16 protein-coding genes and 2 pseudogenes are annotated in these 23,362 nt (G+C 38.7%); 14 read left to right on the top strand and 4 right to left on the bottom strand.

What is annotated here, in order from left to right:
* Positions 1–73 precede the first annotated feature (73 nt).
* The 5 genes from J2S74_RS08905 (at position 74) to wecB (ending at position 6,973) form a co-directional block, all read left to right on the top strand.
* Positions 74–2,140, top strand: coding sequence for a S8 family serine peptidase (locus J2S74_RS08905; RefSeq protein WP_307324435.1), 2,067 nt, complete (start codon positions 74–76; stop codon positions 2,138–2,140).
* Positions 2,141–2,386: 246 nt separating this feature from the next.
* Positions 2,387–2,785: a glycerol-3-phosphate cytidylyltransferase gene (gene tagD / locus J2S74_RS08900; RefSeq protein ID WP_307324433.1), complete on the top strand. Its 399-nt coding sequence runs from the start codon at positions 2,387–2,389 to the stop codon at positions 2,783–2,785.
* Positions 2,778–3,971, top strand: coding sequence for a CDP-glycerol glycerophosphotransferase family protein (locus J2S74_RS08895; RefSeq protein ID WP_307324430.1), 1,194 nt, complete (start codon positions 2,778–2,780; stop codon positions 3,969–3,971). Before tagD ends, J2S74_RS08895 begins: the two co-directional genes overlap by 8 nt.
* 153 nt (positions 3,972–4,124) lie before the next feature.
* Entirely contained in the window at positions 4,125–5,663 is a 1,539-nt protein-coding gene (locus tag J2S74_RS08890; RefSeq protein WP_307324428.1) for an N-acetylmuramoyl-L-alanine amidase, read from the top strand.
* 164 nt (positions 5,664–5,827) lie between these two features.
* The gene (gene wecB, locus J2S74_RS08885) at positions 5,828–6,973 is read left to right on the top strand and encodes a non-hydrolyzing UDP-N-acetylglucosamine 2-epimerase (RefSeq protein ID WP_307324425.1); all 1,146 of its coding nucleotides are present in this window, start codon (positions 5,828–5,830) and stop codon (positions 6,971–6,973) included.
* 146 nt (positions 6,974–7,119) lie between these two features.
* On the opposite strand, the gene J2S74_RS08880 is transcribed toward wecB, so the two are convergent.
* A complete protein-coding gene (locus tag J2S74_RS08880) occupies positions 7,120–8,148 on the bottom strand; it encodes an NAD(P)H-dependent glycerol-3-phosphate dehydrogenase (RefSeq protein WP_307324422.1) in 1,029 nt (342 codons plus the stop codon).
* A 2,203-nt stretch (positions 8,149–10,351) separates the two neighbouring features.
* Between J2S74_RS08880 and pgsB the strand changes: the two genes are divergently transcribed.
* The 4 genes from pgsB to J2S74_RS08860 all read left to right on the top strand — a co-directional run bounded on the left by pgsB (position 10,352) and on the right by J2S74_RS08860 (position 15,039).
* The gene (gene pgsB, locus J2S74_RS08875; RefSeq protein WP_307324420.1) at positions 10,352–11,593 is read left to right on the top strand and encodes a poly-gamma-glutamate synthase PgsB; all 1,242 of its coding nucleotides are present in this window, start codon (positions 10,352–10,354) and stop codon (positions 11,591–11,593) included.
* A gap of 66 nt (positions 11,594–11,659) precedes the next feature.
* Positions 11,660–12,109 (top strand): poly-gamma-glutamate biosynthesis protein PgsC, encoded by a 450-nt coding sequence (pgsC, locus tag J2S74_RS08870; RefSeq protein WP_307324417.1) that lies wholly within the window; start codon positions 11,660–11,662, stop codon positions 12,107–12,109.
* Between the two features lie 15 nt (positions 12,110–12,124).
* Complete coding sequence (locus J2S74_RS08865) at positions 12,125–13,312, top strand: CapA family protein (RefSeq protein WP_307324414.1); 1,188 nt, start codon at positions 12,125–12,127, stop codon at positions 13,310–13,312.
* Between the two features lie 20 nt (positions 13,313–13,332).
* A complete protein-coding gene (locus J2S74_RS08860; RefSeq protein ID WP_307324411.1) occupies positions 13,333–15,039 on the top strand; it encodes a gamma-glutamyltransferase family protein in 1,707 nt (568 codons plus the stop codon).
* Positions 15,040–15,143: 104 nt separating this feature from the next.
* On the opposite strand, the gene J2S74_RS08855 is transcribed toward J2S74_RS08860, so the two are convergent.
* The 3 genes and pseudogenes from J2S74_RS08855 to J2S74_RS08845 all read right to left on the bottom strand — a co-directional run bounded on the left by J2S74_RS08855 (position 15,144) and on the right by J2S74_RS08845 (position 17,461).
* Positions 15,144–15,650 (bottom strand): RpnC/YadD family protein, encoded by a 507-nt coding sequence (locus J2S74_RS08855; RefSeq protein WP_307324409.1) that lies wholly within the window; start codon positions 15,648–15,650, stop codon positions 15,144–15,146.
* A gap of 229 nt (positions 15,651–15,879) precedes the next feature.
* On the bottom strand, positions 15,880–16,386 hold the full coding sequence (locus J2S74_RS08850) for an RpnC/YadD family protein (protein WP_307324407.1): 507 nt from the start codon (positions 16,384–16,386) through the stop codon (positions 15,880–15,882).
* Positions 16,387–16,615: 229 nt separating this feature from the next.
* Positions 16,616–17,461, bottom strand: a pseudogene (locus tag J2S74_RS08845) (Rpn family recombination-promoting nuclease/putative transposase).
* A 284-nt stretch (positions 17,462–17,745) separates the two neighbouring features.
* Between J2S74_RS08845 and J2S74_RS08840 the strand changes: the two are divergent.
* From J2S74_RS08840 to J2S74_RS08820, 5 genes and pseudogenes are all read left to right on the top strand, one after another.
* Positions 17,746–18,144 (top strand): C40 family peptidase, encoded by a 399-nt coding sequence (locus tag J2S74_RS08840; protein ID WP_307324404.1) that lies wholly within the window; start codon positions 17,746–17,748, stop codon positions 18,142–18,144.
* Between the two features lie 187 nt (positions 18,145–18,331).
* A complete protein-coding gene (locus J2S74_RS08835) occupies positions 18,332–19,069 on the top strand; it encodes a polyphosphate polymerase domain-containing protein (RefSeq protein WP_307324401.1) in 738 nt (245 codons plus the stop codon).
* Positions 19,070–19,186: 117 nt separating this feature from the next.
* The gene (locus J2S74_RS08830; protein WP_307324398.1) at positions 19,187–19,876 is read left to right on the top strand and encodes a DUF4956 domain-containing protein; all 690 of its coding nucleotides are present in this window, start codon (positions 19,187–19,189) and stop codon (positions 19,874–19,876) included.
* 35 nt (positions 19,877–19,911) lie between these two features.
* Positions 19,912–22,359 carry a CotH kinase family protein gene (locus tag J2S74_RS08825; RefSeq protein ID WP_307324396.1) on the top strand — a complete coding sequence of 816 codons (2,448 nt, stop codon included), beginning with the start codon at positions 19,912–19,914 and terminating at the stop codon, positions 22,357–22,359.
* Between the two features lie 421 nt (positions 22,360–22,780).
* Positions 22,781–23,362: pseudogene (locus J2S74_RS08820) on the top strand (IS3 family transposase); the annotation flags it as partial.

The following is a 23,362-nucleotide window of genomic DNA, read 5'->3' as shown; positions in this document are numbered from 1 at the left end:
CTATTCTATAGAATCCTAGACTGCGTTTTTATATAATGAATCTATTGAATTTATTTTGTCATGGATTGTCCATATGAGGAGAGATAAAATGCACCCTAGATTTATTGGTTTTATGATTTTTATTACTGTTTTCCTTTCACTTCCACCCTTTTCCTTTGCGGAAAAGAGTAGCCCTTTAAAGGAAGTAATCGTTATTTATGAAAATGAGCTTGGTAAAGAATTCATTCATCTTCACGCTGAGGAAATTCTTCACCGTTTCCAAGCGATTTCTGCTGCTTCTATAACCATTGAAGAGGATAAATTAGATTATTTAGTAAATAACGAAAATATCGTAGCAGTAGAAGATAACAGTCCCGTCCAGCTTTCCAATGTTACCTATCACTTTTCACCATCCGTCAATATTGGTTTTACTAATACGGGGAGTTTACCAGAACCGATAGAAACACAATGGAATTTGGAAGTAGTAAATCCCACTGCTGCGTGGGAAGAAGGTTACATAGGTAAGGACATAAAAGTTGCTATTATCGATACGGGAATTAGTGCCCATCCACATTTGACTGTAGCAGGGGGCGTATCCACCCTTTCCTACACAGATTCTTGGAAGGATGATAATGGTCATGGAACGCATGTTGCCGGTACCGTCGGTGCAAATGAGATTTTCGGTGTTGCACCTGGGACAAGCTTGTATGCCGTCAAAGCCCTTGATCAGGATGGAACCGGGACACTTTCTAGTATTTTGACAGCGATTGATTGGTCTATTGCTAATAACATGAACATCATCAACCTTAGTTTTGGCACAGAGACAGAATCGTATGTCCTAAAGGAAATACTGGATCATGCTTATGAACTTGGAATTTTAATTGTTGCAGCAGCTGGAAACAGCGGGAAAGAAGATGGTTCCGGAAATAACGTTTATTATCCCGCAAAGTTTGACAGTGTCATTGCCGTCTCTGCAATAGACCAAGAGTTAAAGCGTGCTTCCTTTTCGTCCACTGGTGATGAAGTGGAGTTTACAGCTCCAGGAGTCGATATTCTAAGTACCTATTTAAATGGAGAACTGGCAATGGCAAGTGGAACGTCCTTTGCAGCGCCTCATGTAACGGGATTTTTAGCCTTATTAAAGGAAAAGTATCCAACGAAAACCAACGGACAGCTCCGTGAGGTTTTACAGAAATATGTCATGGATTTAGGTACACCTGGAAGGGATCGTTTATACGGGTATGGCTTAGTGACCTACACTGGGAAAGAGGTACCACAGCTCTCTCGAATTGGTGGCGTTAACTTATATGAAACTTCCGCCTTGATTAGTCAAGAAGGTTGGGATCAATCAGAGGTTGTTATCCTCGCTCGTGGGGATCGCTTTTCAGATGCTTTGGCAGGAGTTCCTTTAGCTAAAAAGTATGATGCTCCCCTCATCCTAACTCGAAATAATCGACTAGATCCTTTTACGAAAAAAGAGTTAGAGCGACTTGGAGCGAATAAAGTCATCATTCTAGGTGGGCACTTAGCTGTTGATCCTACGGTGGAAAAAAGCATTAAAGAACAATTAAATATAGAAGTACGTAGGGTTGCTGGAGCGAATTTACATGTAACGGCGGAACTTATTTCTCAAGAAGTAGCACCAAAAGGGTCTGATGTTGCCATTATCGTTAGTGATTCAAGATTTCAAGATGCCCTTTCCGTTGCTTCCTTTGCTGGAGTAGAACAGATCCCTATCTTATTAGCCAATACTTCCTCCTTGCCCATAGCCACAGAGAGAGCATTAAAGGAGTTAGGTGTGAAAGAGACACTCGTCATTGGTGGGGAACTGGCCATTTCTCATGAAGTATTTGAAAAGCTCCCTAACCCTAAGAGGATTGCAGGATTAACTCGATACGATACCAATATTGAAGTTCTGAATTATTTTAACCCTAATTTCAATAAAGCATTTATTGCAACCTCTCACCGTTTTCAAGATGGTTTATCTGGAGCAGCGCTAGCAGCTAAGGATAACAGCGGTGTCATATTAGTTGGGGACAACGTAAGGGACGTCACAAGAGCGCACTTATTGTCCACCCGTTACCATCATTTGAGAGTCCTTGGGGGCGAACTGGCCATCAGCCCATCGGTTTATGAGGAAATAGAAAAGATAGTGGAGTAATTCATTTTGGGATACTTGCATTGGAAAATTTTATTAAAAACTGAAACTATACTGAAATTGTATCGTCATATTAATTGTAGGTAACAATCTTTACAATTTGATTAATTTTCCCATTTTGTATAAAACTGCCCACTTGAATTTACTTGGGAATACGAATACAATGTTAAGTGAATGTAAATTTATTGTTAACTACCATTCACTCTAATATAATATAAAAATTATTGCAGTATCTTGGAGGGAGAAACAATGAAAAAAGTAATCACTTACGGAACTTTTGATTTACTCCACAATGGCCATATAAATATCCTAAAACGCGCGAAAGACTTAGGAGATCATTTAACGGTTGCCATTTCAACAGACGAATTTAACGCTATTAAAAATAAAAAAGCCTATCACAGCTATGAAAATAGAAAATTTATTTTAGAAGCCATTCGTTATGTAGATAAAGTTATTCCTGAAAATACTTGGGAACAAAAAATCCAGGACGTTATTGATAACGAAATTGACATTTTCGTTATGGGTGACGACTGGGAAGGAAAATTTGATTTTCTTAAGGAATATTGTGAAGTAGTCTATTTACCACGTACAGTTGGTATTTCTACTACTAAAATTAAAAAGGATTTATTAAAAGTAAAAAATGGTTAGGGAACTAGCTATATCTAGCTACCTATTTATTTTCAGGATAATCTTTACGATCTTTAACCTTTTACCTGCCAAAGAAAAAACAGTCTTTGTAACCTCTTTTGGGGACAATGCTTTGTATGTTTTAGAGGAAATAAAGTCACAAACCGATCAACAAATCATTGTTCTTAAAGGGGCAAATTGTAAAATTAATTTTGATGACCATAAAGAGGTCACCATAAAGTCCTTTGAATCTATGAATGTATCGCAGTTTATACAATCTATTTATCATTTAGCCACATCCAAAGTAGTTTTCGTTGATAATTACTTTGGATTTTTATCTGTAACGGACTTTAAACCGGATGTGAAATGTATTCAACTGTGGCATGCAGCTGGTGCCATTAAACAATTCGGATTAAAGGATCCTTCTATTGCGCAACGTTCAGATCGTGCCAAAAAGCGGTTTAAAAAAGTGTACAGCAGGTTCACCTCTGTCGTTATTGGTTCAGAAAAGATGACCCCTATTTTCCGTGAAAGCTTTGGATTAAAGGAAGAAAATATGCTTCCCACTGGAATTCCAAGAACGGATTTCTTTTATGATCACTCTGAAAAGGACAAGGTTAAGGGTGTATTAGAGTCAAAGTATCCATCTATAAAGGATAAAAAGGTACTACTCTACGCTCCTACTTATCGCGATAACGAATTGGAATCGCCAACTTTGGCTTTAGATCTTGTACAGATGTATAAAGCTTTTAGTGATGAATACGTCCTGCTTTTAAGACTTCATCCTGCTGTTAAAACAACTATCGATCATTCCGTAGAAAACTTTGTCTATGATGTCTCCGACTATGAAAATATCAATCATTTATTATTAGTAACGGATATTTTAATTTCTGACTATTCCTCTATCCCATTTGAATTTTCGCTACTCCATAAGCCAATGATATTCTTTGCTTATGATCTTGAAAACTATGAAAAGTTACGTGGATTTTGGGAAGATTACGGAAATAATATGCCAGGACCCATTGCAAAAGACACCAATGATATCATTGCGTTCATTCAGCACAACCAGTTTGATTTGGAGAAGATAAAACGTTTCTCTGATCAGTGGAATCACTATTCGAACGGCCATTCAAGTGCAAATTTAGTGGCAAAAATATATGACTTGGAAAAATCAAAACAACAAGAAAAAGTTTCACAAACGATATAAATATAAACCCTTGTGCCATTTTGGTGTCAAGGGTTTATTTTTTTTTGTAATTTATTATTACAAATCTAGTAAACATCTTTAAAAAACAAATAGAAATAGTATAATAGCCTTATAACCCATATTTTTGCAAAAAAGGAGGTATTCCGACACTATATGCCAAATACAAAAGTATATTTTTTCCCTTTTTTCATTTTCACTTTAATGCTGAGCCTTACATACTTTGCACCTAATAGTTACGCAAATTCTAATATACCATCCATTTCAAGGATTGACGGAGCAAATTTATATGAAACTTCTGCATTAATTTCGTCCACTGGTTGGAATCGATCGGAAACGGTCATTATAGCAAGGGGAGATAGATTTTCCGATGCTCTTGCGGGGGTTCCACTATCGTCAAAATATGATGCCCCGTTACTATTGTCTAGAAGCAACCGGTTAGACCCCTTCACTAGGCAGGAAATTCAGCGTTTACGTGCAAAAAATGTTATTATTTTGGGCGGACATTTAGCCATTGAAGATCGAGTTGAAAAGGAAATAAAACAACTTGGAGTAAACGTTGAGAGAATTGCAGGGGCAAATATGTTTGAAACTGCACAACTAATTTCCGAGAGGATCGCTCCAAATGGATCAGAGAAGGCCATTATTGTGACATCCGACCGTTTTGAGGATGCCTTATCTATCGCCTCCTATGCAGGATCTGAAGGAATTCCCATTTTACTAACTCGCAGAGACTCTTTACCTGCTCAAACCGTAAACGCCTTGAGTGACTTACAGGTGGATAAAACGTATGTCATTGGTGGAGAACTCGTTATTAGTGAAAAGGTGTATAAAAAGATCCCTACAAAGACAGAAAGAATTCATGGAGCAACGTTATTCCATACCAACATTGAAATAATCAACCGATTTAACCTTAGAACAGATAAAACATTTGTTACTACTTCCAACCGATTTCCGGACGGTCTATCAGGAGGAGCCCTTGCCGTTAAACAAGGAGCAACCGTCGTTTTTGTAGGAAATAACATCCGGTCTGTCACAAGTAATCATTTAAAAAACGCAAACTATAAGGATGTATTTATATTAGGTGGAGAATTAGCTATAAATGCTAATGTTTTTCGGTCTCTTCATTCCGTATTAGGTGTTCCACAAGGCCCCTTAGCTGGAAGAACAATCATGTTAGACCCTGGCCATGGTGGCAGTGACCCAGGTGCTATAGCAAATGGAATGGTTGAGAAGGATCTCGTTCTTGACATTTCTAAGCGTGCTCAGAAATTATTAGAAGATGCCGGTGCAAAAGTAATCATGACAAGAGAAACGGATGTTTTCGTATCGTTACCAAATCGAGCACAAATGGCTAACAATTCTGATGCCGAAATTTTTATCAGCGTCCATGCTAATTCATTTAATGGAACTGCTCGTGGAACAGAAACCTTTTGGCATGGTAGACACGAAAGGACTAGAAGTATTCGATTAGCTAACGCCCTGCAAACTAGTGTAGTGAAAAACATAGGTACAAACTATCGTAGGGTTGTAGAAGGTAATTACCATGTCATTAGGGAAACAAAAATTCCAAGTGCTTTATTAGAGGTCGGATTTATGGATCACGCTGGGGATGCAGCAAAGCTTCGCCAAAGCAAATACAGACAACTTGCCGCAGTAGGAATTTTAGAGGGTGTTATCCAGTACTTTAAGTAAAGTGGCTTTTAAAGAGAAAGAGTGTAGGACTTGATCTTGATCCTACACTCTTTTTTGTGTAATCCCTTCCTTTTCTAATGAATGATCTGATCCACTTTTATTATTTTGTTTAAAGATATATAATATCAACATCACAATTATATTCGTAGATTTGAGGTATTTATATGACAAAGAAAATGAAAGTTATGACCGTATTCGGAACCAGGCCTGAAGCCATTAAAATGTCTCCGTTAATATTAGAGATGAAAAAATACAATGATTATATGGAGACCATTGTTACAGTAACAGGACAGCACCGGGAAATGCTCGATCAAGTATTACAAATCTTTGATATAAAGCCAGACTACGATTTAAATATAATGAAAGAACGGCAAACATTAGTGGAAATAACCGCTCGTGTACTGGAACGTCTAGATAAAATTATAAAGGAAGTTAGTCCGGATATCATCTTGGTCCACGGGGATACAACCACAACCTTCGTTGCTGGTTTAGCTGCCTTCTATAATCAAATACCTGTAGGTCATGTGGAAGCAGGGCTCCGTACTTGGAATAAATACTCCCCGTTTCCTGAAGAGATGAACAGACAGCTTACTGGGGTCCTAACCGACTTGCATTTTTCTCCTACGCAAAAAGCTGCTAACAATTTACTACAAGAAGGAAAAAAGGAAGACTCTATTTTTGTAACTGGGAACACGGCAATAGACGCTCTAAAAACTACTGTCAAAGATCACTATGAGCATCCCCTACTAAAAAATTTAAACAATAAACGTTTTCTTTTAGTAACAGCCCACCGACGGGAAAATCTCGGTGCTCCAATGAGAAATATGTTCCGTGCAATAAAAAGAATCCTTTCCAAATACAATGATTTGCACGTTATTTACCCTGTTCACTTAAACCCTGTAGTGAGGGAAATTGTCGAAGAGGAACTAGGAAATGACCCTAGAATTCATTTAATCGAGCCCTTAGGTGTCGTTGATTTTCATAATTTTGCTGCGAGGGCCCATTTAATCTTAACCGATTCTGGGGGGGTACAGGAGGAAGCTCCATCTCTCGGGGTTCCCGTCTTGGTCCTTAGGGACACTACGGAACGACCAGAAGGGATAGAAGCGGGAACCCTTAAATTAGCTGGAACCGATGAAGATTCCATCTATCAGCTAGGGGATGAATTACTTTCTAATGAGGAAATTTATAAAAAAATGGCACAGGCATCCAATCCTTATGGAGATGGAGAAGCATCCCGACGCATCGTTGAAGCAATCTTATATCACTTTAACATCCTGTCTGAGAGACCAAGGGAGTTTTTCGTTTAAAAAATAGTCCGGGGAAAAACTGTTGCTCGAGTTTCAAGAGTGACTGGCCTTTGTTACGCGAAGTCCACTCCCTCTCTCTTTCTTGCGTTTCAATACCAAAAAGAAGGTGTGCTAATAGAAAAAACTCCTATTAGCACACCTTCCTATTAACTTAATCCAAGGTCTTTGATGGATATCTCGTCTTTTCCTCCTCTGTCCATTAACTCATGAACTGCACGATTAACCTCTTTTCCTTGGAACAATACTTCATAAATGGCTTTCGTAATCGGCATTTCCACACCTAATGATTGGGCTAAATGAAAAGCTGCTTCAGTTGTCCTTATCCCTTCCACAACCATTCCCAGTTCTTTTTCTACTTCATCAATGGCATATCCTTTACCTATTAGATCTCCAGCACGCCAATTTCGACTATGGACACTTGTACACGTAACAATTAAGTCCCCTACTCCAGTCAAACCAGCAAACGTAAGAGGATTAGCTCCCATTTTACACCCTAATCGTGTAATTTCCGTTAAACCTCTTGTAATTAGCGCGGCTTTTGCATTATCACCATAACCAAGTCCATGACAAACTCCAGCCCCAAGAGCAATAATGTTTTTAATGGCACCACCAAGTTCCACCCCTACAATATCCGGATTAGTATAAACTCTAAAATAAGCGTTCATAAATAAGCTTTGTACTAATTCTGCCGCTTGTAGATTAGACGATGCTGATGTAATGGTTGTAGGTTGACGTAAGCTGACTTCTTCAGCATGACTTGGTCCAGATAAGACAACCACATCTTTGACTAACTTCTCTGGGATTTCCTCCAGTATCATTTCTGATATTCGTTTATAAGACCCTGGCTCAATCCCTTTACTAGCGTGAATGATGGTTAATGGCACATTTGTATTAGTACTGATTTGTTTACAAACCTCTCGAATGGCCTTTGTAGGGACTACCAATAAAACTATTTCTGTTCCTTCTAAGGCTTGTCCCATATCTCCGGTACATTGGATTGATTTTGGAATTTCAATTCCCGGAAGATACTTTTCGTTTGTTCTATTATTATTAATTTCATTTATTTGTTCATGATTATGACTATATAACATCACTTCATGGCCATTATCTGCCAAAACAATGGATAAAGCCGTTCCCCAACTTCCTGCACCTATTACCGTTATATGATTACTCATACGCCCCTCCATTTGTATATTAATGTAATAAATTTTATTCCATTTACCTATATCTTATCAATTTATATACTCAAGATACACTACACCTACAATATATTTTACAAATAATATTTATGCCCTTATATACCAAGTCTTTTTAAGTATGAAAAAGGAGTACCACCCCAAAATGTCTAATTTACTCTTCTTCTATTTTGAAATAAAAATGGAAGACTAGTTAGAAGTTTACTTGTCTCATAAACAAATTCATGGAACATGTATCGTAAACAAAGCATTAGTTACCTGTTTTTTAAAGCTTTCATGAAACGCGTTACGTAATGGAAGCCTGGCTTACCTGTCTCATTAAGCTTTCATGAAACGCGTAGCGTAATGGTAGCGTGGCTTACCTGTCTCATAAAGCTTTCATGAAACGCGTAGCGTAATGGTAGCGTGGCTTACCTGTCTCATAAAGCTTTCATGAAACACGTAACGTAATGGAAACGCCACTTACCTGTCTCATAAAGCTTTCATGAAACGCGTAACGTAATGGAAGCCTGGCTTACCTGTCTCATAAAGCTTTCATGAAACGCGTAACTTAATGGTAGCGTGGCTTACCTGTCTCATAAAGCATTTATGAAACGCGTAACATAATGGTAGCGTGGCTTACCTGTCTCATAAAGCTTTCATGAAACGCGTAACATAATGGGAACGCCACTTACCTGTCTCATAAAGCTTTCATGAAACACGTAACGTAATGGAAGCCTGGCTTACCTGTCTCATAAAGCTTTCATGAAACGCGTAACGTAATGGAAGCCTGGCTTACCTGTCTCATAAAGCTTTCATGAAACACGTAACGTAATGGATGCCTGGCTTACCTGTCTCATCAAGCTTTCATGAAACGCGTAGCGTAATGGTAGCGTGGCTTACCTGTCTCATAAAGCTTTCATGAAACACGTAACATAATGGAAGCGTGGCTTACCTGTCTCATCAAGCTTTCATGAAACACGTAACGTAATGGAAGCTTGGCTTACCTGTCTCATAAAGCGTTCATGAAACGCGTAACATAATGGAAACGCCACTTACCTGTCTCATCAAGCTTTCATGAAACGCGTAACGTAATGGAAACGTCACTTACCTGTCTCATTAAGCTTTCATGAAACACGTAACGTAATGGATGCCTGGCTTACCTGTCTCATCAAGCTTTCATGAAACGCGTAACATAATGGAACCACCACTTACCTGTCTCATTAAGCTTTCATGAAACGCGTAACATAATGGAACCACCACTTACCTGTCTCATTAAGCTTTCATGAAACGCGTAACATAATGGAAACGCCACTTATCTGTCTCATTAAGCTTTCATGAAACGCGTAACAAAATGGAAACGCCACTTACCTGTCTCATCAAGCTTTCATGAAACGCGTAACGTAATGGTAGCGTCACTTACCTGTCTCATCAAGCTTTCATGAAACGCGTAACGTAATGGAAGCGTGGCTTACCTGTCTCATCAAGCTTTCATGAAACGCGTAACGTAATGGAAGCCTGGCTTACCTGTCTCATTAAGCTTTCATGAAACGCGTAACATAATGGGAACGCCACTTACCTGTCTCATTAAGCTTTCATGAAACGCGTAACATAATGGAAACGCCACTTACCTGTCTCATCAAGCTTTCATGAAACGCGTAACGTAATGGGAACGCCACTTACCTGTCTCATCAAGCTTTCATGAAACGCGTAACGTAATGGAAGCCTGGCTTACCTGTCTCATTAAGCATTATAAAACGGGTAAATTTAATTAATTTTTAAAAAGGATATAAATATTATTCTAAATTTGTTCTCATTATATGAAACTGAATTATGAAATTGATTCAAATACATACTTACTATATATCACTATCCTTCATTCGCCCAATCACTGTTTTTCAAGCTCCGATTTCCCTTTCTCCAGTTCCGTTTTTTTATCAATACCAACGGATACTTCCCCCTTATACGAACGACCTATATTGTGGTTTTTACGTATTTTCTCACAATTAACTCATAAAATCCAAATTGAGCTATTTTTTCTTTAGAGACAAAAATAGCAATAACTCCCCCAAACAAACAACCAAATATTGCCCAACTTCAGAAAACATCCCCTCAAAAATGATGAGATGTCCGAAAGAATATATGTCTATGTTCTAACGCCATCGAAACAATAGTTCAAAGTTTAACAATCAGGAGGTTTCCAATGGAGTTTGATTATGTATATATGCTTATCTTTGCCTCCCTTATCCTAATTCTCGGAATATTGGAAAAGGTCAGGTTAAGGGGCAACATGAAGAAAATACCTTTGCGAATCCATGTAAATGGAATTCGAGGAAAGTCCACTGTTACCCGTTTAATTACGGGCATTCTTAAAGAGGCTGGAAAAAAGGTAGTGGGTAAAACTACCGGAACATCTGCACGAATGATTTACTGGGATACCCCAGAGGAGAAACCCATTGAACGAGGTCTTCAAGGCCCAAATATAAGTGAACAAAAAAGAGTAATGAATGAGGTTGTCCAGCGTGGTGCCGACAGTTTAGTAACGGAGTGCATGGCGGTTAATCCGGAATATCAACAAGTATTTGAAGATGAATTTGTCCAGGCAAATATAACAGTCATCACAAACGTCATAGAGGACCATTTAGATTTAATGGGTCCTTCCTTAGACGATATTGCAGAAGCCTTAAGTGGGACTATCCCTTATAACGGTCATCTTATTATCTCAGACAGTCCATATAACGAGTCTTTCATGTCTATTGCGGAAAAACGAAATACAAAGGTGATCATTGCCGATGAAGCTCAGATTGATGAGGAGTATTTAAAGAAATTTCCTTACATGATTTTTCCGCAAAATGCTGCCTTAGCATTAGCAGTTGCTCATGTATTGGAAATTGACGAAGAAACTGCCTTACAAGGAATGTTGAATGCTCAGCCAGACCCAGGAGCGATGAGGGTACATCAATTTGGACCTTATCATTCTCCCACCTATTTTTTCAATGGGTTTGCTGCCAATGACCCTACCTCAACACTGAACATTTGGAAGCGAATCAATACCTTAGATTATCCAACGGATCATGCAACGGTCATTATGAATTGCAGAAATGATCGAGTAGACAGAACGATCCAATTTGCTAAAGACGTTCTTCCCTATATGAATGTAAAAAACCTTGTTGTCATGGGGAAAAGTGTAACCCCTATTACAAAGGCCTATGATGCAGGGAAGCTGAACATGGAAAACTTTTTTAATATGGAAGACCAATCCATTGACGATATCATAGACCTCCTTCTAACAATTGCTGAAGGATCCGTTATCTATGGGATTGGTAATATCCACGGCGGCGGAGAAGAACTAGCAGCAGCCATCGAAAAACAAAAATGGCAACTAGATAATGAAAAGAATTCTTCCCCGGAAGTAGAAGCAGGAAAATTATTAGAACAAACGTAAAAATATTAAACTGTTTTTTTTACAAGAGCGTACTCAAAAAGTGTAAAGAAAAAGGAGCGAAAGACTTTGTTTGGTACTGACTTATATATTGCAATTATTATCGGAATACTCCTTAGCCTTGTTTATGCAGAGAAAACGGGGATTTTACCCTCAGGTTTAATTGTTCCAGGGTACATTGCCCTTGTGTTTGATCAGCCTATGTATTTAATCACCGTGGCTTTAATTAGTATCGCCGCGTTTCTTATTGTAACCCATGGTATTAGTAAGCTGACGGTCCTTTATGGACGTAGAAAATTTGCTGCCATGCTAACGGTAGGGATTTTGCTGAAGATGGGGTTAGATTATTTTTATCCCATTGTCCCCTTTGAGATTTATGAATTAAGGGGGATTGGTGTCATTGTCCCTGGTTTAATCGCCAATAGTATCCAAAAACAAGGGGTTGTCCCTACCTTAAGCTCAACCCTTCTCTTATCCTTTATTACGTTTATTTTCATCACGATCTATCACATGTTTTAGGGGAGTTAGACAACTATGGAATCTTATAACTTTAAAGAAAAAATGCAGCAGATGATTAAAAGGCATAAGAAAAAGGCAACTTTCCATTCCATCATTGCTTTTATCGTCCTAAGCATCCCTTGGTTTTCCTATCATTGGTTTGTGGTACCGCCCATTCCAGAGGTAAGTCGTGGAGATGACGTTTCCTTACGTATATCAATGGTAGGTGACATTATGATGGGGCGGCATGTAGAGGATGCTGCTGTGCGGAGGGGAGAAGATACCTCCAGAGTGTTTCGGTATGTGGAGCCATACTTCCACTCCGCTGACTATGTAACTGGTAATTTCGAAAGTCCTATCATTGATAGGGATTTAGTAGATGATGATAAATTGGAGGCTGCTGAACTCGATAAGCATATACATTTATATGCTCCAACGGGTTCAGCGGAAGCCATACAGGATGCAGGATTTACTACGATAAATCTTGCCAACAATCATCTGATGGACTACGGAGAGCTTGGTCTTGAGCAAACACTAGCGCATTTTGCCAATGTTGACGTTGATGTTGTCGGTGTTGGGGAAAGCTTAGAAGATATTTCTGACCTTGTTGTTCATACAGTAAATGATGGTTTTACCATTGCTACGATTGGATTAACGGATGTGCATGTTTATGGATTTTCTGCCGAGTTATATGGAACTGGCGGGGTTTTCACCTTAAGCCCCCATCAATATGTTCCCGTTATTCGAGAGGCCAAAGAGAATGCAGATCTCGTTATTGTTCATGTCCATTGGGGTGAAGAATATAGTCCCCGGTACAATGCACGGCAAGCTGATCATGCTCAATTACTGGCCGATGCTGGTGCTGATATTATCGTAGGGCACCATGCCCATGTCTTAAATCCAGTGGAAATTATTGATGAAACAATAGTTTTATATGGACTAGGAAACTTTGTTTTTGACCAAGGCTGGTCTAGGACAAAGGAAAGTACTATCGCTGAACTAAATGTATATGAGGATGGTAGAAAGGAACTTTCCTTTATCCCTATCCAAATTATCGATTCACAGCCCCGAGAAACACGAGGTCTATTAAGGGGATACCAAAATTTTAGAATCTTCCACACCCTTCGAAAAAACTTAGACTCCGAGCTATGGCGCGTGGAAAATAACCGTTTAATTATTGATTTAGATGCAACGAATGCTCTCAAAGGAGTAGATTGGAAATGACTTATAAGGGTTATGTCAAAATGACAAATAAATTAGGCTTCTTTATTTTTCTAGGAATGATGGGCTGGTATATCTTCTCATTAGACATTTTTTCTGCACACAATGATCCTTACGGGGATAGGGATACTCGCCGCGACTATATTGAAAATGTCTATAGTTATGGAGTAAGTGCCGTTCATCCCCTAGCAGTGGAAGCGGGAATGCAAGTGTTAGAGAATGGTGGAAATGCTGTAGATGCTGCTATTGCCATTTCCTTTGTACTTGGAGTAGTAGAACCCTACGGTTCCGGACTCGGCGGTGGTGGAACGATGTTAATTTATGATCCAGATAAAGGGGTAACGGCTTTTGATTACCGAGATGCTGCCCCTTTCAATGAACAATGGACCTTACATGATGCTGCCATTCCTGGAATGGTTAGCGGCATGGAGACCATCCACCAAAACTTTGGTACCATGGAATTCGCTGATTTAATGGAACCTGCTATTAGATATAGTGAGGATGGATTTGTCGTTTCCCCGTTATTAAGTAAACAAATTGCGCAAGGGCAGCGTTATGTAAAATTAGGGGAAGAGGAACGGGAAGTTTTCTATCCAGACGGTAAAGCAATTGAAGCTGGTGAAATCCTTGTGCAAACGGAGCTAGCTGAGACATTAAGACGGATTCAATCAGAAGGGGCAAAGGGGTTTTACGAAGGAGAGACAGCTAAAGCAATGATAGAAAAGTTTCATTTTACAGAGGAAGACTTCCAACGTTATGAGGTTCATGAACGGGAGCCTGCCACTGGTACCTATGGGGATTATACTGTCTATTCTGGTCCAGCTCCTACCTCCGGCGTAACATTAATTCAAATTTTACAAATGACAGAATACCTTGATGTAGAAAAATTAATGGAAGAAAAAAATGAGGCTTTATATATCCACTTAATTAGTGAGGTGGTCAAAGAAGCCTATAGGGACAGATTATTTACACTAGGTGACCCAGAATTTGAAGAGGTCGATCATGAGCAATTAACTAGCACGGAACGAACAGAAAAACTGTTAAATAATATTTCCTCTGAAGTCTTTGAAAATATGGAAATCACCGCCTATTCCGAATCGGACCTTTTTGACTCTCGGGGAGAAATAAATGATTCAAGGAATACGTCCCACTTTGTGGTTATTGACAGCAATGGAAGAATGGTTTCTGCCACCCACTCGCTTGGAGAATTTTTCGGTTCAGGAGAGTATGTTAATGGATTCTTCATGAATAACCAACGGGCTAACTTCAGCGAGACGGAGGGTTCTATTAATGAGTCATTAGGAGGGAAACGTCCCCGTTCCTTTATTGCCCCTACGATTTTTGAAAAAGACGGGCAAGCCGTTCTAGGGATTGGATCTCCTGGAGGAAGAAGAATCCCTGCCCTATTAGCGCAAACGATCCTACAAGTGATGCATGGTAAGGACGATGTAACTGGTGAGGCGTTAACATTAAATGAAGCTATTCAACAGTATCGTTTTTACACGGAGGATAACATTGTATACCTTGAAAGGGATTTAGACAAAGAAGTAAAAGAACAGCTTCGGGAAATGGGATATTCCACCATCGTCCACCAATCCCCTCTATTTTATGGAGGAATTCAAGCCCTTTGGCTTAGTGAAAACCAAGAAGGTGAAATGGTTTTATACGGTGGTGCGGACGACCGAAGACAAGGCTACTGGGATATAGAGGTTAAGGATAAAGTAGAATAGTTGAGTTTCATAGGCCTTCTCGCATTTAAGCGAGGAGGCTTTTCAAATGTGGTATTTCCTTGCGGTTTCCAGCAGTTGATAATCCCCGGTGCTTCCTCCATAAATTAAAGCTCTTCCTTTAATCTTTCTATCTCTTCCATCGGCAGACCTGTAATATCAACAATTTCCTCCATCGGCATATTCTTTAACAACATTCTCTTGGCAACTTTCATAACTCCTTTTTCTATTCCTTTTTCTATTCCTTTTTCTATTCCTTTTTCTATTCCTTTTTCTATCCCTTTTTCTATTCCTTTTCTCTCATACGAAGTCATGATTTCCATGATTTTCTCACCTTCCTTTGAGCTCATGCTTCTCACCTCTTCAAGAAATAATTGTTCTTCCTTTTCATTCAATTTTAGATAAGTATCAAAAAATCCAGCAATTAAAGATTCCCTTGCTTTATCTAACTCCAAACGCAGTAACATGCGAAAAAATTCTTTTTTTACTTCTATTTTTTCACTACTATTATACCCCATTTTACTTAGAAGTGCCGCTGCAACAGGGTTGTCCGAGCGAATATAGTTTCGCCAATTTTCCTTATTAAGTTCAACTGTTAAATAGCGAAAATCCAATGGTGTAAAAAACGGAAAGTCTATGAAAACAAAGATGCTTTTTTAATATCTTCCTATTTTCTAAACTAGGTACAAGAACCTTTTCAGATCAACCCCTGCCAACAAAAAAGAAGCAGTGACTCAAGTTTAACAAGCCACTACTTCTTTCAGTTCAAGTACCAAATGTTGTTTCTACCCTCTCGGAACAAAAAGGAAAACATTTGACAATCCCCGGTGCTTCCTCCATAAATTAAAGCTCTTCCTTTAATCTTTCTATCTCTTCCATCGGCAGACCTGTAATATCAACAATTTCCTCCATCGGCATATTCTTTAACAACATTCTCTTGGCAACTTTCATAACTCCTTTTTCTATTCCTTTTTCTATTCCTTTTTCTATCCCTTTTTCTATCCCTTTTTCTATCCCTTTTTCTATTCCTTTTCTCTCATACGAAGTCATGATTTCCATGATTTTCTCACCTTCCTTTGAACTCATGCTTCTCACCTCTTCAAGAAATAATTTTTCTTCCTTTTCATTCAATTTTAGATAAGTATCAAAAAATCCAGCAATTAAAGATTCTCTTGCTTTATCTAGTTCCAAACGTAGTAACATGCGAAAAAATGCTTTTTTTACTTCTATTTTTTCACTACTATTATACCCCATTTTACTTAGAAGTGCCGCTGCAACAGGGTTGTCCGAGCGAATATAGTTTCGCCAATTTTCCTTATTAAGTTCAACTGTTAAATAGCGAAAATCCAATGGTGTAAAAAACGGAAAGTCTATGAAACCAAACGTGCTTTTTTAATATCTTCCTATTTTCTAAACTAGGTACAAGAACCTTTTCAGATCAACCCCTGACAACAAAAAAGAAGCAGTGACTCAAATTTAACAAGCCACTACTTCTTTCAGTTCAAGTACCAAATGTTGTTCCTACCCTCTCGGAACAAAAAGGAAAACATTTGACAATCCCCGGTGCTTCCTCCATAAATTAAAGCTCTTCCTTTAATCTTTCTATCTCTTCCATCGGCAGACCTGTAATATCAACAATTTCCTCCATCGGCATATTCTTTAACAACATTCTCTTGGCAACTTTCATAACTCCTTTTTCTATCCCTTTTCTCTCATACGAAGTCATGATTTCCATGATTTTCTCACCTTCCTTTGAGCTCATGCTTCTCACCTCTTCAAGAAATAATTTTTCTTCCTTTTCATTCAATTTTAGATAAGTATCAAAAAATCCAGCAATTAAAGATTCCCTTGCTTTATCTAACTCCAAACGCAGTAACATGCGAAAAAATGCTTTTTTTACTTCTATTTTTTCACTACTATTATACCCCATTTTACTTAGAAGTGCCGCTGCAACAGGGTTGTCCGAGCGAATCTAGTTTCGCCAATTTTCCTTATTAAGTTCAACTGTTAAATAGCGAAAATCCAATGGTGTAAAAAAAGGAAAGTCTATTTGAAAGGTTGTTGGTTCATCTCTTTTTTCATCGTAGCTGAAGATTGCAATAGGCAAGATTTTGCGGCGATATTTCTGATAAAGGCGGGAAAAGTAAATAAACATTCGTTCATTAAACGTATCTTGATAATAAGATTGAGGTTCCACATGAACAATGATAAGACTTGGTTCACCTTTCCATTTCATTTCAACAACTAAATCCAGGCGAAACTTGTCCCCTTCTGTTACATCCGTGAATAATTCTTCTGAAAGAAAACGGACTTGGTCAAATTCTAAGTACTCGTAAACCTTTGGAAAAAACAACTGGATGAATTCCTTGAAAAACGTCTCGATAAGTTCTTTAAACAATCGGTCATGATCCAATCGCTCAGACATACCCTCAACCCCTTATAAGAACATTTGTTCACCACCAATATACACCGAACAAACGTCCCCGTCAACAAAAATCAATACATTAAAAGGACTTAAAACATCCTCTCTATTTTTAGGACATCTTGATAAAATCCCTCATAAAGGCAATTACTCAAGAGGAATAAATCTTTGAATTTCTCGACAAAATTCCGCAAAAATCGAGCGGGGACAGGCCCCCTCTTGTTCAATCAAATGGTGATTAAATTAATAATTTATACTAGATAATCAATTTGAAAGGGGGAGACGATTTGACAATCAACAAAATAATGGAAACTGGGTTAAAACAATTGGGGAAGCCATATGTCTTTAATGCTCCCGCTGGTTCGGACAATCATTTTGATTGCAGTTCGTTTATCCAATATATTTTCAAACAAAATGGCATTCATCTTCCCCGGAATTCCAGACAACAATTTCAAGTTGGAAAAGCAGTTTCTTATCCTAATATTAAAAAAAGGGATTTACTGTTTTTTACAACCACGAAAAGAAAACAACGGAAAGGTATAGAAAAAATTGGTCATGTGGCTTTGTATATAGGAAACAAAAAAATTCTTCACACTTTTCGCAAAGGTAAAAAAGTGAAGATTTCAAACTTGTATCCCTATTGGAAAACCGTATTTCTTGGGGCAAAAAGGGTGATTGATGAGTAGTTTTTCTGTGGGAATCATTTTATTTGCATTCGTTAACTTCACCTCTTCCCCCTCCCCTCTTTCACCAGTCCGAGTGGCAATGAGCAGAGCCGTTCCATGCCCTTAAATTTTCATACATTTCCTGAACGTACGCAGGAAAAGCTACATCATAAGGATGTGGCTTTTTTGTTTTTAGGAGGGAAATCCAATGTCGAAAGAGATCTTTAGCCGCTATGAATTAAAATACTTAATTCCCTTCTCCACGTATGAAAGGATTACGGAGGAATTATTAAAACGGATGTGTTATGACAGTTACGGAGATACGGAAGGGAAATATACGATTATTAGTCTATATTTTGATTCTGAGGATAAAAGAATTTATTTTGAAACGAGGAATAAAGCTCCTTTCAGGCAAAAGCTTAGGTTACGAATTTATAACTCTGCAACACTGGAGGATTTCGCCTTCTTCGAAGTGAAGAAAAAGTATAAAAAGAGAGTTAGTAAACGGAGGACTAGTATCCGGTTAGGGGATGCCTATGACTATATAAATGGATCCGTCTCTGATTTTTCCAAGCTTGGTATTTCTAATCTACAAATTTTTAGAGAGTTAGATGCTTTTAAACAAATCTATCGGTTACAGCCTGAAAATATCGTAAGCTATGATCGCCAAGCCTTTGTAGGAGTTGATGATCCTGATTTGCGGGTGACCTTCGATTATAACCTAAGGTGTCGGAAAGAGGATCTGAGAATTGAAAATGGACCCCAAGGAAGCTTTTTTGTGAATCCCAAGCTTGTGGTCATGGAAGTGAAGGTAGATCATAGCGTCCCCTTTTGGCTGTCCCGACTCCTTAGTGAATCTCACTGTCCCCAAAAGAGCGTTTCAAAATTTTGTACAAGTACTGAATTATTAACAAATATTGGGGAAGCTAATATGAAAGAGGCTTAGCAAATCTTCAGCCGTTGCTTTTCCCGCTGGAGTCGCCGCCTTTCGCTTCTCCAAGCTTTATGAAAACTGCCTTTACTATATTTCTACTTGACGACACTTCTTAAAGGAGTTATGGAGATGGATCAGTTTTTTCATATTATCCGAAACAATGATCTCACAACGTCAGTGACCATTATTGATGGTTTCTTTGCTATTTTCCTAAGCTTTATTCTCGTCCTTATCATTACGCAATTATATAAATATACCTACAAAGGAACGAGATATTCCCAATCCTTTGTACACACGATTATCATTATGGGAATCGTAGTTTCCATCATTATGATTGTTATAGGTAATAATATTGCCGTTGCATTCGGCTTAGTAGGTTCCTTTTCCATCATTCGATTTAGAAGTGCCATGAGTGACCCGAAGGATATCGCCTTTATCTTCTTCGGAATGGCAGCTGGGATTGCTTGCGGTCTCGGATTTTACTTATTGGCCATTACCTTTACCATTTCCTTATCGGCACTCATTTACCTTCTGTATGTGGTCGATTACGGTGCAAAAAAAATGGAAACTCGCACCTTAAAAATAACCGTCCCTGAGAATTTACAGTATGATGGCCTTTTTGACGAGGTTTTTCAAAAATTCATTGAGACGTATTCCCTCGCAAGAGTTCAAACGACGAACCTTGGAACGATGATTCAATTGGAATACACCATTGTTACGAAGGCCAATGTGAAAGATAAGGAACTAATAGATGCTATTAGGGAAAAGAACGCCAATCTAAATGTATCCCTTAATTACACCAATTACTCGAATTATTAATGCAACCCACGAGTAAACGTTGGAGGATCATACAAATGATAAAGTATCAGATATTGTTTCTCACTCTCGTATTACTATTTTCTGTTGGCAGCTGGAATCCTTTGAGTTCCTTTACTGGAGAAAAAAATTTAGTTGCAGCACAAACCTTGTTCATTGATGGTTTATTTAGGAAAGAAATTACCATTCCTGATCCTATGTTAGAGGAAGCTATTCGGGAAGAGTTGGACCTCCCTGAAGGTATGCTGGAGGCCGCTACAGTAAAAAAGGTGGAATCCTTATCTCTTCGAAACAGGAATATACAGGATTTAAGGGGCCTCGAGCATTTCACCTCCTTACTTTCCTTAAACTTAAGGGGCAATTACATTGAGGATATAACCCCTTTAATGAAACTAAAAAAGCTAGAAGAACTTAACTTACGGGAGAATAAAGTGATCGATATTTCCCCCCTTAAGAAATTGTCTAATCTGAAAGAGTTGAACTTAAGCTATAATAGGGTCTCTAATATTAAACCTCTTGCCGGTTTAAAAAATTTGAATAAAAAGCTTTTCTTAAATGGCAATCCTATTGTGGCTTATTCTCCTGTCTTTGAAGCCTATCGTTCTATTAAAAAAACTGACTTTCAATTACCTGTGGTTTTTTCAAAGAGTGGGGGCTTTTACGAAAGGGAAGTGCAGCTTGAACTCATATCCCCCTATCCAGAAGCAGTCATCTACTATACTTTGGATGGGTCGGAGCCAGACCCTAAAGGGAACCCTGAACGTACGTTGACATACGAGGAACCTATTTTCATTTCCGATAGAAGCCGTGAACCAAATAACCTCTCGAATATCAGAACAGCTACAGATGAAAATTCCACCTATTGGCGGAAGCCAACGGATCACGTTTTCAAAGGAACGGTCGTTAAGGCTAAAGCAATCACACAAGATGGACTGGCTACAGAAACAGCTACACACACCTATTTTGTTCATGAAAATATGCGGCGTAAATATAGTCTGCCTATCCTGTCCATTAGCACCGATTCCAATAATTTTTTCGATGAAGAAACAGGCCTTTTCGTAAATAAAAATTGGCACAATCGTGGAAAGGACTGGGAACGGGAAGCAAATATGGAGTTTTATGAGACAGATGGCACTTTAGGTTTTTCACAAAGAATTGGGGTACGGGTTCATGGGGCTTATAGTAGCAATCTCTCCCAGAAACCCCTCCGCTTATATGCACGATCGGAATACGGAACAAACCTCATTTATTACGATCTGTTTGGGGATGAGAGCAATCTTATCCATAAAAGGCTATTGTTACGTAACTCCGGAAATGATTTTCACTATACGATGTTTCGAGACGCGTTGCATCAACGTCTAGTGAAACACATGAATATGGATACCCAAGGCTCTAGGCCAGTCATTGTTTTCATTAACGGAGAATATTGGGGTATCCAGAATATTCGCGAGCGCTATGATAAGTGGTATTTGGCTAACCAATATGATGTAGATGAGGACGACGTAACGATTATTGAAAATGACGGGGAGTTTGATGATGGCTCAAGGGACGGCGTAGAACATTACAAAGCCATGATTTCTTTTGTGGAAAACAATGATTTAAGTGTGGATAAAAATTACGACTACGTCCAAACGCTAATGGATGTTGATAACTTTGTGGATTATTATGTCGCCCAAATGTATTTGGCAAACACCGATTGGCTAAAAAATAACGTAAGGCTATGGCGTTATAATAAAGGGGAAGATCCCCAACCGAGGAATAACTCTAAAGGAGATTCAAAGGTGACCGATGTTCGAGACGGCCGATGGCGCTGGATGCTGTTTGACACGGATTATGGTTTTGGTATTCCACATGGTTTAGGCGTGATAGGTGGAAGTAATGTGAATACAAATTCTCTAGAACTAGCTACTGGAGATAAATGGTTCCATGTCCTCTTCCCCGCTTTCATAAAGAACGAAGACTTTAAAGTAAAATTTATCAATCGCTTTTCCGATATGCTCAATACTGCCTTTTTACCCGAGAGAGTTTTGGGTCAAATGGAAGATTTTTATGAGCTGTATAAGGTTGAAATGAGGGAGCATATCGATCGCTGGAGTATCCCTGAATCTTATGAACAATGGGAAAAGGAAGTGGATGTGTTAAGGCGTTTTGCTGAGGAGCGTCCAGGCTACCAATGGGAACATTTACGCGATTTCTTCCAACTTGGGGATAAATATACTATTTCTGTGGAAAATCATGATCCTGCAGCAGGAACGGTTGTGGTTAATTCCATTTTGGTGGATGAAAGTACCCCTGGTGTGACTGATGCCTCCAATTGGTCAGGATATTATTTCGGCGGCCTGCCAGTAACCATTACTGCCGTTCCTAACGATGGCTATACGTTTGTAGGCTGGGAAGATAACGATAATAATATTCAGGATGAATCGTTTGAAGTGGTTTTAACGGAGGACATCACATTGAAACCCGTTTTCGCCAAGGAAGGTTAGGCGAACCATTTCGTTACGCGTTTCATGAACGCTTTATGAGACAGGTATGTAGTCTTTCCACTTCATTACGCGTTTCATGAATGCTTGATGAGACAGGTATGTGGCCTTTCCGTTTCGTTACGCGTTTCATGAACGCTTGATGAGACAGGTATGTAGTGTTTCCGTTTCGTTACGCGTTTCATGAATGCTTGATGAGACAGGTATGTAGTGTTTCCGTTTCGTTACGCGTTTCATAAATGCTTGATGGGACAGGTATGTGGCCTTTCCGTTTCGTTACGCGTTTCATGAACGCTTGATGAGACAGGTATGTGGCCTTTCCGTTTCGTTACGCGTTTCATGAATGAATAGGTTACACTAAATTGGACAGATTCGTTAAGGTCATATAAACTTGACTCAATACAAAGTCGAAGGAGAATCAATTATGGCCAAAAGGGAAAGAAGATTATATTCAAAAGAGTTTAAAGAACAGATTGTCCAGTTGTCTCTTTCAGGTAAACCTAGAAGTGAAATTATCAAAGAATACGAGCTGACGCCTTCTGTCTTTGATAAATGGGTACGCCAACATAAATCAACTGGATCCTTTGAAGAGAAAGACAATCGAACTCCAGAACAGGAGGAGTTAATTAGACTACGAAAAGAAAATCAACGACTGGCGATGGAAAATGATATTTTAAAGCAAGCCGCGCTGATCATGGGACGAAAGTAGATGTGATCCGTAATAACCTTCACAAATACTCGGTATCAGCAATGTGCGAAGTCCTACAACTACCAAGAAGTACGTATTATTATGAAGCAAAGATCCGAGATAATCAGGATGAAGAACTATCCAATTTAATTGTTGAAATCTTTAAAAACAGCCGCAATATTTACGGACAAAGAAAAATTAAGAAAGAACTTCAAAAGCAAGGTTGGCAAGTTTCACGTCGTCGTATTGGAAGAATCATGACAGAACAAGGACTTGTCTCCAAATATACAATCGCTCAATTTAAGCCAAGGAAAACAA

The sequence above is a fragment of the Evansella vedderi genome, from assembly GCF_030813435.1.
Lineage (GTDB): Bacteria > Bacillota > Bacilli > Bacillales > Salisediminibacteriaceae > Evansella > Evansella vedderi.
This window is presented reverse-complemented; position numbering and strand designations above follow the sequence as displayed.

Coding starts and splice junctions, on each gene's coding strand:
- J2S74_RS08905 (WP_307324435.1), top strand. CDS start 74: ATGAGGAGAGATAAAATGCACCCTAGATTTATTGGTTTTATGATTTTT.
- tagD (WP_307324433.1), top strand. CDS start 2,387: ATGAAAAAAGTAATCACTTACGGAACTTTTGATTTACTCCACAATGGC.
- J2S74_RS08895 (WP_307324430.1), top strand. CDS start 2,778: ATGGTTAGGGAACTAGCTATATCTAGCTACCTATTTATTTTCAGGATA.
- J2S74_RS08890 (WP_307324428.1), top strand. CDS start 4,125: ATGCCAAATACAAAAGTATATTTTTTCCCTTTTTTCATTTTCACTTTA.
- wecB (WP_307324425.1), top strand. CDS start 5,828: ATGACAAAGAAAATGAAAGTTATGACCGTATTCGGAACCAGGCCTGAA.
- J2S74_RS08880 (WP_307324422.1), bottom strand. CDS start 8,148: ATGAGTAATCATATAACGGTAATAGGTGCAGGAAGTTGGGGAACGGCT.
- pgsB (WP_307324420.1), top strand. CDS start 10,352: ATGGAGTTTGATTATGTATATATGCTTATCTTTGCCTCCCTTATCCTA.
- J2S74_RS08865 (WP_307324414.1), top strand. CDS start 12,125: ATGGAATCTTATAACTTTAAAGAAAAAATGCAGCAGATGATTAAAAGG.
- J2S74_RS08860 (WP_307324411.1), top strand. CDS start 13,333: ATGACAAATAAATTAGGCTTCTTTATTTTTCTAGGAATGATGGGCTGG.
- J2S74_RS08835 (WP_307324401.1), top strand. CDS start 18,332: ATGTCGAAAGAGATCTTTAGCCGCTATGAATTAAAATACTTAATTCCC.
- J2S74_RS08830 (WP_307324398.1), top strand. CDS start 19,187: ATGGATCAGTTTTTTCATATTATCCGAAACAATGATCTCACAACGTCA.
- J2S74_RS08825 (WP_307324396.1), top strand. CDS start 19,912: ATGATAAAGTATCAGATATTGTTTCTCACTCTCGTATTACTATTTTCT.